Genomic DNA, 12,562 nt, shown 5'->3' with positions numbered 1-12,562 from the left:
GACAATCTCAACAAACGCCCCCTCCTGACCCCCATCCCCGACCTGTGCGTGGAGGCTGGCACCCTGATCAACCAGCCCGTCACGGCCACCGATCCCGATGGCCAGCGCGTCATCATCACCGGCTTCGGGGGCGTCTTCAACGTGGGCCAGGATGGCACTGCTCTGGCGCCCGGTGAGCTCATCCAGCCCGCCTACGCCCGACTGCTCAACGGGGGGGTGGCCCAGGCCCAGCCCGCCACGGCCACCTTCAGCTGGCAGACCAACTGCAACCAGCTCCGGGAAGCCCCCTACGATGTGACCTTCAAGGTCAGCGATGTGCCCCCCAGACCCACCCCCTCGCTGGTCTCGTTTCAGACCTTCCGGATTCGGCTGGTGGGTCCCTCGGTGAAGAACCTGACGGCCCGGGCCACGGCCACGGCTAACGGGCGGGCCATCCAGCTGAGCTGGGACGCTTACAGCTGCGGAGCGGCTGGCACCACCCTAAGCATCTACCGCAAGGAAGGCTGCGCGCCGATTGAATCTCAGACTTGTGTGACGGGGGCTCCGGCGGGTTACACCAAGATTGGGGAGGTACCCAGCACGGCCACTACGTATACCGATACGTCCAGCCTGAGACGGGGGGTGAGCTACTCCTACCGCCTGGTAGCGGTGTATCCCGACCGCAATGGCGGCTTCAATGGAGGAGAAAGCATTGCCTCGACGCAAGCCTGCGTAGAATTAGCCTTGCTGGCCCCGGTCATCACCCAGGTTACCGTTGACTCTACGGGCCCCGATGGCCCCCGAAATCCTCGCATTACCGTCAAGTGGACACGGCCGCTGGGGCTCAACCCCGGCGATCTGCCGGGTCCCTACCAGTATCGACTCCAACGGGCTGAAGGGTTAACTGGCACCAACTATGCCCCCATTGCCACCATCAACACGACACTATTAGCCACGGCTCCCGACACGATCTACGTCGACCGGGGCAGCTCCACCAGCGCCATTAACACGGTGGCCAATGCCTACCGGTATCGATTGGAGTTCTATTACACCCTCAACGGGGTGCTAACTCGCCTGGACGTGACCGAGCCGGCTTCCTCCGTGCGGCTGGCCGCGGCACCCGCCAACCGGCAAATCGTGCTGAGCTGGCAGGCCAATGTCCCCTGGAGCAATGATGGTCAGAAACATGACATCTACCGGAGTCGCAGTGGACCGGGGGGACCTTTCAACAAGATCCGGGAGGTGCAGGTGATGACACCTACGTATACCTTCACTGATGATGGAAGTGATACGTTCCTGGCCGATGGCAACACCAGTCGGGTGCTCTCCGTCGACAGTAGCTACTGCTACCGGGTCATGACCACGGGTGTCTACACCGACCCCCAGCTGGCTCGATTGGGGCCGCTGACCAACTACAGTCAGGTGCTCTGTGCCAGCCCCGCGGACACCACCCGCCCCTGTCCGCCCACCCTGCGACTCGACTCCCTGAACTGCGCCAGCCTCACCCCCGAGAGCTTCTGCAACACCACCAGCTTTACCAACAAACTCAACTGGACACCCGCCAGTGGACCCACCTGCGATAGCAGGGTTGCTTCCTACAAGCTCTACTACGCCCGCTATGCCCAGGACACCCTGGGCCTGCTCACCAGCGTGGCCGCCCCCACCACCTCCTTCGAGCACGCCAGCCTGAGCACCGTGGCCGGCTGCTACTACGTCACCGCCGTCAGCCAGCGGGGACTGGAAAGTCAGCCTTCCAACAAGGTCTGTAATGAGGCCTGCCCCTCGCTGGTCTTGCCCAATGTGTTCACCCCCAACGGAGATGGCAAGAACGATCAGTTTGTGCCCCTGAAGTGTCCCCGGTTTGTGGAGCGGATCGAGTTTGTGGTCTACACCCGGTGGGGGGCCAAGGTCTACGAGAGTAGTGGGGCGAGTCTGGCCTGGGATGGCAAGAGCAATGAGGGGGCCGAGATGCCCACGGGCTTGTACTACTATCAGGCCACGGTGCACTACGCTTTGCTGGAGCGGAATGCGCCCCCCCAGATTCTGAAGGGCTGGGTCCAGATCCTGCGAGAAGCTGTTTCCCTTAGATAAGTAAAAAATGAAGAAGGCCGGTTCGATAACCGGCTTTCTTCATTTTTTACTTCATGTTGTGATATACCGTCTGCACATCGTCGTCCTCTTCGATACGTTCGATGAGTTTTTCAACGTCAGCAACTTCTTCGTCCGTTAGTTCTTTGAAATCGTTTGGAATTCGCTCAAATTCAGCCTGTTTGATTTCGTAGCCTTTTTCTTCCAGAAATTTCTGGATACTACCGAAAGCCGTAAACTCACCGTAGATGACGTACTGATTGGTTTCCTCTTCGAACTCAATATCATCGCCCCCAACATCAATTAGTTCGAGTTCGAGCTCTTCCTGATCAACGCTATCTGCTGGAATCCGAAACACCGATTTGCGGTCGAACATAAAATCCAGCATCCCCTGCGTGCCCAGGCTACCACCCAGTTTGTTAAGGTAACTGCGCACATTAGCAACCGTGCGATTGTGGTTATCGGTAGCCGTTTCGATTACCAGCGCAATGCCGTGTGGGGCATAGGCTTCGTAAACGATTTCTTTGTAGTCCTCCTGGTCTTTCGACGATGCTTTTTTAATCGCCCGGTCAACGTTTTCCTTCGGCATATTAGCCGCTTTGGCGTTCTGGATAATAGCCCGAAGCCGTCCGTTACTATCTGGGTCAGGACCACCGCTTTTAACGGCCATTACAATATCTTTTCCGATGCGGGTAAAGGTCTTGGCCATCTGCCCCCACCGTTTCATTTTCCGGGCTTTCCGGTATTCAAATGCGCGTCCCATTCTAATGAAAATTTAAAACACGGCGGGAACGCAGGTTTACATGAAGAACACAGAGAACCTCCCTTACCTCCGTGTAAACCTCCGTTCCCGCCGTGTTTGACTTTACTATTTTTTTACGAGTTCTTCCTCAAATTCAATAATCTCCTGTCCACGTAACAAGTCGTCGAAGGTTTCACGCTGCCGAATCAGGTACGGTTTGCCTTCGTACACCAACACTTCGGATGGACGGAAACGGGCGTTATAATTCGAAGCCATACTAAAGCCATAAGCACCCGCATTTTCGAACGACAATACGTCGCCGGGTCGAACTTCGGGCAGTGGCCGGTCGGTGGCGAACGTATCGGTCTCGCAGATGTAGCCCACTACAGTATATATCTTCTCTGCTCCCAACGGATTTGAGATATTTTTGATGTCATGATAAGCGTCATACATCATCGGCCGAATCAGGTGATTTAGACCCGAATCTACCGCAGCGAACGTCCGTGTTGGGTTTTCTTTGACAATGTTGGTTTTGACCAGCAGGTGACCGCTTTCGCTTACTAAAAACTTACCCGGCTCGAACCATAATTCCAGGTCACGACCGTATTGCTGACAAAAATTCTGGAAGGCTTCTGACACCTGACGACCTAATTCAGCGACGTCGGTTATGTGATCGCCCTCTTTGTAAGCAACTTTAAAACCGCTGCCAAAGTCAATAAACGTTAGATCGGGATAATCGGTGGCGAGGTCGAACAGTACGTCGGCACCTTTCAAAAAAGCGTTGGCATTCTTGAAATCCGAGCCCGTGTGTATGTGCAATCCAGCAACCGGAATCTGATATTTCTTAACAATAGCCAAGATATCAGGCCGTTGCAAAATTGAAATACCGAATTTGGAATCAGCATGGCCGGTCGAAATTTTGATATTTCCCCCCTCGCTGATGTGCGGGTTGATACGTATACTGATGGCAACACGACTGCCGTAGGTCTGCCCCACCCACTCCAGCAGGGACAGGCTGTCTACGTTTAGTTGCAAACCCATATCAACGGCTTCGCGGATTTCCTCGAACGATACACCACTTGGGGTAAACATGATCCGTCCCGGCTCAAAGCCTGCCAGCATGCCCATACGCGCTTCGTTGACCGACACCGAATCCATTTCGACGCCCTGCTGGCGCATCAACTTAAGAATCGATACGTTGGTTAATGCTTTTGCCGCATATTTAATCTTTAGGTTAACCCCGCTGAAAGATGACCGGAGTAAGCCGATTTTTTCGATAATTTTGTCGGCATCATAAACGTAGACTGGTAAGCCAAATTCGTCGGCAATTGCCAGTACATCAACATCCTGAATTGTGTATCGTTGGTTTGAGAGCTGCATATTTTCAGTAAACGAGCCGCAAAATTACGCCATCTTTCCACCATGTACAAGATTCGTTCTTACTTCCTGATGCTTACTCTTTTGAGCATCTATTCGTCATTTGGTCAGAAGCCTCAGCTTGTTCCGCTGAGAATCGATCCGCCAGGCGCTTCTTCACCCAAAGACAACTCGTCCGTACTTCAGGCTGGCCCGATGGTGGGCTACTCAGACACCCGTGAAGTAAAGCTCTGGGTGCAGACCAAAAAAGCCGCTAAAGTTCAGATTCGATACCATGAGGTCGGCAAGAAAACACCGGCGTATCTGACCAACGAAGTCTATACGAACCGGCAAACGGTTTTTATAGCCCACCTGCTCGCCGACAAGGTGGAACCCGGAAAAAAATACACGTACGACGTGTTGGTAGCGGACAGAAAGGTGAGCCTGCCCTACCCGACTCAGTTCCAAACCCAAAGCCTGTGGCAGTGGCGGGTGGACCCACCGGCGTTTCGCTTCGCCGTCGGAAGCTGCACATACGTCAACGAACCTGAGGTGGACCGCCCCGGCAAACCCTATGGCGGAGGCTACGAGATTTTTTCAGCAATATCAGCGCAGAAACCCGATTTCATGATCTGGTCTGGTGACAATACTTACACCCGCGAGGTGGACTGGAACAGCCGAACAGGTGTTCTCCGGCGCTATACACACACGCGTTCGTTGCCCGAAATGCAACCGCTGCTGGCCAATACGCATAACTACGCGCTGTGGGATGATCACGATTACGGTCCAAATGATGCCGATCGGTCTTACTGGCTGAAACCGGTCACGCTCGAAGCGTTTAAGCTATTCTGGACAAACCCGAACTATATTTTCCCGGAAGGTTGCGCCGGTACGTTCTTCTGGAACGATTGCCAGTTTTTTCTGCTCGATGATCGGACATTCCGAGCGCCCAACGATATGCCCGACGGTCCCGAGAAAGCCTATTACGGTGAAAAACAAATGCAATGGCTGGTGGACGCGCTGACGTTCAGTCAGGCGACGTTTAAATTCATTGTATCGGGCGGGCAGATTATCAATCCAACCAAAGCGTTCGAAAATTATTCGATCTACGGCACCGAGCGCGACCGTCTACTGAAAACCATTACCGACGCCAAAATTCCGGGCGTATTATTCATAACGGGCGATCGACATCATTCGATTTTGCATAAACTGGATCGGAGTGGTACGTATCCGCTGTATGATTTGACCATCTCACCCCTAACGTCCTCCGTTGCTCAACCCCGCGCAGATGAACTTAAGCAGCCTACCTATGTAGAAAATACGGTAGTAACGGAACGCAATTTTGGTCTTCTGAACGTTAGCGGTCCCTTAAAAGACAGAGTGCTGAATATCAAGGTATACGACCAGAAAGGCGCCGAACGCTGGAGCCGCGATATAAAAGCGAGTGAATTGAAGTGAGTTTGAGGTTTACAGTATTCAGTTCACGGTGGCTGACGCAGGTATAAACCATAAACTGAATATTATAAACCGAATACCGTAAACCAGACCCCCATGACCATCCACCAATTTCCCGATTACAGTACGTTATCGAAGTACACGGCTGAGCACATTGCCGCTATTATTAATCAGAAACCGGATGCCTTGCTCTGCCTCGCATCGGGTGACACGCCCGTTGAAACATTTCGTCAGTTTGTCAAACTCGCGCAGGATGAGCGCGTCGATGTGAGCCAATGTACGTTCGTGGGGTTAGACGAATGGGTTGGTTTTGGACCCGAGGATGTTGGCAGTTGTTCCAATTACGTATTTCGTGACCTGTTCACGCCATTGAATCTCCGCCCGGATCAGATTCACGTTTTCGATGCCAAAGCGGATGACCTTGCGGCTGAGTGCACCCGCATAGACGCTGTTATTGATGCTCGGGGCGGCCTGGATTTGCTGCTCGTTGGTATGGGGATGAATGGCCATATCGCACTGAATGAACCCGGTACGTCCTTCACACTAGGCTGCCACGTGTCTGAATTAGCCGAAAGCACCATAACGGTTGGACAAAAATATTTCGAGAAAGAAACCGCGCTGAGCCAGGGCATTACGCTCGGTTTACGCCACCTAAGTGAAGCGAAAGAAGTGATTTTACTGGTTAGCGGAGAAAAGAAAGCTTCTATCTTACATGACGCGTTGAAAGGTCCAGTTTCGGAGCAGGTTCCCGCCAGTATCATGCAAACGCACGCGAACGGGCAGGTCTGGATAGACGAGGACGCCGGAAGTTTCCTGACCAATTTTTGAGATTGTGGCCTGAAGTTCGTAGTTTGAGGCTATTCGTAGGCGTTTTTTGTTAAGAAATTCCTACGAATAGCCTGTATATATCTCATTTTGAGGTGCTACATCAACAAACGGCAAACACTATTGACTACTTCTTCCTCTCCAGCGGTTCCTGTTGTCTCCCGACGTACTGAAGTTTTAGCCGGTATTTCAACGTTTCTGGCCACGATGTACATCATCGTTGTCAATCCCGCTATTCTGAGTCAGGCCGGATTACCGTTTAGTGGCGTACTCACCGCTACGGTCCTACTCTCCTTTTTTTGTAGTCTCATGATGGGCCTCTATGCCCGCAACCCGATTGTCGTGGCGCCGGGCATGGGCATGAATGCGTTTTTCACCTTCACGGCGGTAAAGGGGATGGGTCTCCGACCCGAAGTTGCCCTCGGAGCCGTGTTCTGGGCGGGTATGCTGTTTCTTGTCATGTCTCTCCTGAATGTCCGTTCGGCTATTGTAAGGACAATTCCAGTGCCAATACGTTATGCCGTTTCGGCGGGAATCGGGCTATTTATTACGTTGATCGGCTTCGAAAACGCGAAATTCATCATCGCTAATCCGGCTACGTTGGTCAGTATTGCCAGCTTTAATGATCCCATTGTGCTGACATTTGTTTTCGGTTTGCTGCTGACGAGTGCTTTAGTTGTACGCGACGTACCGGGCGCGATCATCATCGGTATTGTGCTGACTACGTTAGCCGCCTGGCCCATTGGCCGGTACTGGGGCGATGCATCAGCGGTGAATTTCGGGCAGAAAACATTAGTAAATTTTCAGGGCATTTTGGCCGCACCTGATTTCTCCTTGATCGGTAAACTAGACCTGATGGGATCGCTGCAATGGTCACTTTGGCCGGTCATTTTCGCTTTTGCTTTCACCGATCTGTTCGACAGCCTGTCTACCTTCGTGGGCGTTGCTGAAGCCGGTAATCTACACGATGCCGATGGGCAACCACGCAACCTGAATCGCTCCCTTCTGACGGATGCCGTATCGACTACGCTGGCAGGCATTCTGGGCACCAGCCCTGGTACGGCCTACATTGAGTCGGCGGTGGGGATTGCGCAGGGCGGTCGTACGGGGTTGACGGCGATAGTTGCTGGTTGCTGTTTTTTGCCATTTCTATTTCTTTCTCCGGTCTTATCGGTTATTCCATCCATTGCCACCGCTCCGGCTCTTGTGCTGGTCGGGGCCTTTATGATGAAGCCTGTTACGCGCATAAAGTGGGATCAGTTAGACGACGCTCTACCCGCTTTTCTAGCCCTCGCGTTAATTCCCTTTAGCTATTCCATCACCCAGGGCCTAATTTGGGGGTTTCTGTCGTGGACGGTCATAAAAGTGGCGGTGGGTAAAAGCCGGGAAGTACCCCTTGGCCTATGGATTGTAGACGTATTTTGCGTGTTGGCCTTGACGGCTGGCCATTGATTCTAAAATTGATCTATTTATAATGAGAAAACTGCCCCTGATTGCCTATTTTTTTACTCTTTCGACCGCTGTTGCGGTACTCTTTCCCTCTCTCACTTTTGCACAGCGGTACAAACCGCGCTCCATAACGGGTTTGCTGGGTGCTTTTGGCGCGGAGGTAGCATTGGTAAAAAAAGCCATCCACAAACCTAAAAACGTTATCGTTGATGGTTTATCCTTCACAACCGGACGTATTGGCAAGCAGCGGGTTGTGGTCGCAGAAACTGGCATCGGCAAAGTTAATGCCGCGATGACGACAGCTCTGATGCTCGACCATTTCCGACCGACGCGAATACTATTCACCGGCATTGCAGGCGGCACAAATCCAGACTTGCAACCGGGCGACATCGTTATTGCCAGCCGAACAGCTTACCATGACTATGGCTCCATTACAGATAAAAACACACCAACCAAACAAACTCGTAACGCAATTACCAAAGAGTTTAACCCAGTCTATTTCCTGGCCGATTCAGTGCTGTTGCATCTGGCCGAGAACGTAGTGAAACGTGTTCCATTAGAAGGTATTCCACTCGCATCGGGTGGCGTTTCAGATCGGCCGGTCAAGGTGATGACAGGAACGGTCGTGACAGGCGATGTCTTCGTTGCTTCGTCGGATAAAGGAAAAAGTCTTCGAGCTGATTTTGGAGCCGATGCCACCGAAATGGAGGGCGCAGCCGTCGCGCAGGTATGTTATCAAATTCAGGTACCCCACCTGATTATCCGTAGCCTGAGCGACCGCGCTGATGCCGAAGCACACATTGCCTACGACAAATTTTATCCCACGGCAGCCCGCAATTCGGCCAATGTAGTCATTGCACTTATTAAAGCGTTGTGACCTACGTAGCGTTTCAGACTGATGCTTAGCAATCAACTGAAATCTATAAGTGGGAAAGGCGAAAATTCCCTTTCCCTCACACAGTCAAACATCCGGGCCATTTTTCCAGTCATATTTAGTTAACACTAACCATATTACATTTGATACTCAACACAAATACGTCTCTTCAAACCAATCCATTTCAATCGTTCTGGTGGGCTGGTTTCGAATGCACAGATCAACTCAACTGTTTTGGTAACCGTGTTGATTTCCTACCGCTGACCGGGCATTTACAACTCCTCGAAACAGATTACGAGCGACTGAATCCGTTCAATATCCGCACCGTTCGGGAAGGGATTCGGTGGAGCCAGGTTGAAAAAACGGCCTATCAATACGACTGGAGCACGGTTGAGCACATGCTGACGGTCGGTCATCGCCACGGCATTCAACAAATATGGGATCTCTGTCATTTCGGGTATCCCGACGATCTGACGCCTTTACATCCGATGTTCGCCCGTCGGTTTGCGGCTCTATGCCGGGCATTTGTTCGCTTTTACCGTGACCGATATCCCCACGAAACGTTAATCGTTACGCCCATTAACGAGGTTAGTTTTATGTCATGGCTGGGGGGCGATGTGCGTGGTACGTCCCCTTACTGTACCAAGCAAGGTTGGGAAGTAAAACTCGGACTCATGCGTGCCTACATTGAGGGCGTAGCGGCTATGCGAGAAATAGATCCAACCATTCGCATTTTAACGACAGAGCCACTCGTTCATATGGTCCCGCCTATAAATGCAACCAGGGAGCAGATTATAGCGGCTGCCATCGCTGACGAAAATCAATTTCAATCGGTTGATATACTGGCTGGGTTCATTGCGCCGGAATTAGGCGGCTCACCCAAATACCTCGACTTGCTCGGATTCAATTACTATTACAACAATCAATGGATTAACGGCACAGGTCAATTTATGGGCTGGAATGATGCCATTCCTGACCCGCGCTGGGTGCCGTTCCGGCAACTTCTGATGACAGCGTATCGGCGTTACAAAAAACCCATTGTCCTGACCGAAACCAGCCATCCAGGTATAGACAGGCCGCAATGGATTGAGATGATTGGTCGTGAATGTGCCGCTGTTCTGCAGGCTGGCGTACCACTTTTAGGCGTATGTTTATACCCAATTATTGATCGTCCTGACTGGGACCATCTTGATCAATGGCACAAGGCGGGTTTATGGGATGCCGATCTTTCAACCGATCCGCCCGGCCGAGTGCTATATGAACCGTATGGGCGTGCTTTATTAAGGGCTCAGAACGAGGTGGAAGAAGCCCGTTTTTTACCCATTTAAGAAAACGAAAAAGCTCATAAGCAGTTATTCGACTAACTAATACACGTAATATGAACTTTCAATCGATTGGTTCTTTATTCGTAAGTTTGAGTTTACTGGTTATGGCCTGTTCATCCTCAAAGCCAGCAACGGATACTTTATCTTTAACAGAAACACGATGGGTATTGGTTGACGTGCAGGGGCAACCCGTTAAATCATCGGGCACCGATCGGGATGCATCAATTCAGTTTACAGACGCAGATCATAAAGTCACGGGATCGACGGGTTGCAATCGCATGTTTGGTACGTATGAATTACCTGACGCGGGTAAAATAAAGTTCGTCGGCATTGGTTCAACAAAAATGGCCTGCCCGGATATGAGTACCGAAAGTGCTTTTGTCAAAGCCCTGGAACAAACGAATGCTTACAGTATTTCGGGAAATGAATTGCAGTTAAAAAATGACCAGACGCTGGTAGCTCGCCTACAAGCTCAAGCATCGAACTAGCGTAACGTTGAGCCCAGACACTCTCATTTCAGGTATGCTTATGAAACACCTCATTATTGTTCTCGCTCTCATCAGTCTACCATTTTCGTTGTTTGGGCAAAAACTTAAACCGGGTTTTGATAAAGCCGAATATATTGAGTTACTGAAAGTATCGGCCCAAGTTGGTGACTCTGCTTACATCAAGGCCATTCCACTACCACAACGATTCAAATTTGCGTACCGCTCCCCCGTTGTCGGTCTGGAAAATCGCTGGGATCTTTGGATTGATAATCAATCGGTTGCTGTACTCAGCATTCGCGGAACAACTGTAAACAGTGTTAGTTGGCTGGGTAATTTTTATGCCGCTATGGTGCCGGCAAAAGGCGAGATCCAGATTAGCGATACCGAAAAATTCACGTATGAACTGGCAACAAGTCCCCGGGCCGCCGTTCATGTGGGTTGGTTAGTAACTATGGGTTTCCTGGCCAAGGATATTTTACCCAAAATTGACTCATGCTATAAATCAGGCATCAAGGACATGATCATCATGGGGCACAGTCAGGGCGGGGCGCTTGCTTTTTTGCTGACATCTCACTTGAAAAATCTGCAAAAACAGTCCCGAATTCCCGCCGATATTCGTTTCAAGACGTACTGTAGCGCGGGCCCAAAACCAGGAAATCTACCGTACGCGTATGAATATGAAGCCGCTACGCAAGGTGGCTGGGCCTATAATGTTGTCAACTCGGCGGACTGGGTTCCAGAAGTGCCTCTTACTGTACAAACGGTAAATGACTTTAACCCGACTAACCCATTTGCAAGTGCGCCCGCCCTGATAAAGAAACAGAAGTTCCTAAATCGTATTGCACTAAAATACGCCTACAATGGCATGAGTAAACCAGCGCTGAAGGCACAAAAAAACTACCAGAAATATTTAGGTAAGTTAGCCTCCAGGACGGTTAGCAAAAATTTGAATGGCTACGTATCGCCTGAATATTATAACAGCAGTGATTACGTTCGGACTGGTACAACCATCGTGTTGCTGGGAGACAGCGACTATTTCAAGAAGTATCCGGATAGCAAAGAAAACGTTTTTATACACCACCTTCATCCACCCTATTTATACCTGGCGGAGAAGTTGCCCTAATTTGATATGTACGGATTGGAAAGTTCAAACAACACCGAATAACGTATTGTCAACTTCATAGTTACTGCCTTTTATAGATACAGCTGCACCATTTTCTGCCAGTCGTTTGACTCATGAGCCCGACCATTCCAGACATGCATTTCGTGGTTAATGTTCTTGGATGCAAATGACGCGCTCAAGCTAACGTTGCTGTCCATAAACGGGTCTTCAACGCCAATCGTCATTACGATTTTCAATCGACGCAAATGCTCAAGAACGGCACTGTCGGCCAGATTCGGCAGGAAGTGATTGGGGCTATGGAAATAAATCTCCTCGTCGTAATAATCGTCAAATAAACCGCGGAATTCTGCCACTGGCTCCGACAAGTTATATCGCCCACTGAACGCCACTATTTTATCAAACCACTGCGGATTTCGGAGGGCGATGTTCACCGCATGATACGCACCCAGGCTGCAACCGTGCGAAATCATGAACGGCTGTGAGTTTTTTAGCCGGGAAAACGGTAAGACTTCATTCAGAATATACCGCTCATACTGCCCATGCCGACGAATACGGTTTTGCGGAGTTGTATATCGATTGTAGACACTTTCCCGATCCACACTATCTACGCAAAAAAGTTGGAGCCACCCATTCTCCAGTTGCTCCGTCAATGCGCTGACAAGACCCAAATCTTCGTACTCATGAAATCGTCCGCGCCGGGTCGGAAAGACCAGAACCCGAGCTCCTGCGTGACCAAATATAAGTAACTCCATATCACGATTTAGATTCGGGCTAAACCATTTATGATACTCACGGTGCATAACAGTAGCGTTAGTTAGCAGTGAAGTTGCAACATTTGGACTTAAATTCTACAAAGGC

Annotated in this window: 11 protein-coding genes; 8 read left to right on the top strand and 3 right to left on the bottom strand. The window is 50.8% G+C overall.

Annotated features, from left to right (window positions below):
- Positions 1–315 precede the first annotated feature (315 nt).
- Positions 316–2,070: a T9SS type B sorting domain-containing protein gene (locus tag BM202_RS24030; protein WP_245776759.1), complete on the top strand. Its 1,755-nt coding sequence runs from the start codon at positions 316–318 to the stop codon at positions 2,068–2,070.
- Positions 2,071–2,116: 46 nt separating this feature from the next.
- Here the strand turns inward: BM202_RS24030 and BM202_RS24025 are convergent, their stop codons facing one another.
- The gene (locus BM202_RS24025; RefSeq protein ID WP_093830917.1) at positions 2,117–2,830 is read right to left on the bottom strand and encodes a YebC/PmpR family DNA-binding transcriptional regulator; all 714 of its coding nucleotides are present in this window, start codon (positions 2,828–2,830) and stop codon (positions 2,117–2,119) included.
- 105 nt (positions 2,831–2,935) lie between these two features.
- The gene (gene lysA, locus BM202_RS24020; protein WP_093830915.1) at positions 2,936–4,189 is read right to left on the bottom strand and encodes a diaminopimelate decarboxylase; all 1,254 of its coding nucleotides are present in this window, start codon (positions 4,187–4,189) and stop codon (positions 2,936–2,938) included.
- Between the two features lie 42 nt (positions 4,190–4,231).
- Here lysA and BM202_RS24015 point away from each other — a divergent pair, with 42 nt between their 5' ends.
- The 7 genes from BM202_RS24015 (at position 4,232) to BM202_RS23985 (ending at position 11,704) form a co-directional block, all read left to right on the top strand.
- Positions 4,232–5,623 (top strand): alkaline phosphatase D family protein, encoded by a 1,392-nt coding sequence (locus BM202_RS24015; RefSeq protein ID WP_093830913.1) that lies wholly within the window; start codon positions 4,232–4,234, stop codon positions 5,621–5,623.
- Between the two features lie 93 nt (positions 5,624–5,716).
- Positions 5,717–6,448, top strand: a complete 732-nt coding sequence (locus BM202_RS24010; RefSeq protein WP_093830911.1) for a 6-phosphogluconolactonase — start codon at positions 5,717–5,719, stop codon at positions 6,446–6,448.
- 120 nt (positions 6,449–6,568) lie between these two features.
- Positions 6,569–7,897, top strand: coding sequence for an NCS2 family permease (locus BM202_RS24005; protein WP_262507704.1), 1,329 nt, complete (start codon positions 6,569–6,571; stop codon positions 7,895–7,897).
- 22 nt (positions 7,898–7,919) lie between these two features.
- Entirely contained in the window at positions 7,920–8,771 is an 852-nt protein-coding gene (locus BM202_RS24000; RefSeq protein ID WP_093830907.1) for a 5'-methylthioadenosine/adenosylhomocysteine nucleosidase, read from the top strand.
- A gap of 143 nt (positions 8,772–8,914) precedes the next feature.
- Positions 8,915–10,096 (top strand): glycoside hydrolase family 1 protein, encoded by a 1,182-nt coding sequence (locus tag BM202_RS23995; RefSeq protein WP_394333803.1) that lies wholly within the window; start codon positions 8,915–8,917, stop codon positions 10,094–10,096.
- A gap of 50 nt (positions 10,097–10,146) precedes the next feature.
- The gene (locus tag BM202_RS23990; RefSeq protein ID WP_093830903.1) at positions 10,147–10,581 is read left to right on the top strand and encodes an META domain-containing protein; all 435 of its coding nucleotides are present in this window, start codon (positions 10,147–10,149) and stop codon (positions 10,579–10,581) included.
- Between the two features lie 40 nt (positions 10,582–10,621).
- Positions 10,622–11,704: a lipase family protein gene (locus BM202_RS23985; RefSeq protein ID WP_093830901.1), complete on the top strand. Its 1,083-nt coding sequence runs from the start codon at positions 10,622–10,624 to the stop codon at positions 11,702–11,704.
- Positions 11,705–11,775: 71 nt separating this feature from the next.
- On the opposite strand, the gene BM202_RS23980 is transcribed toward BM202_RS23985, so the two are convergent.
- Entirely contained in the window at positions 11,776–12,504 is a 729-nt protein-coding gene (locus tag BM202_RS23980) for an esterase family protein (RefSeq protein WP_093830899.1), read from the bottom strand.
- Positions 12,505–12,562 lie beyond the last annotated feature (58 nt).

It is taken from the genome of Spirosoma endophyticum (assembly GCF_900112365.1).
Classification (GTDB): Bacteria; Bacteroidota; Bacteroidia; order Cytophagales; family Spirosomataceae; genus Spirosoma; species Spirosoma endophyticum.
This window is presented reverse-complemented; position numbering and strand designations above follow the sequence as displayed.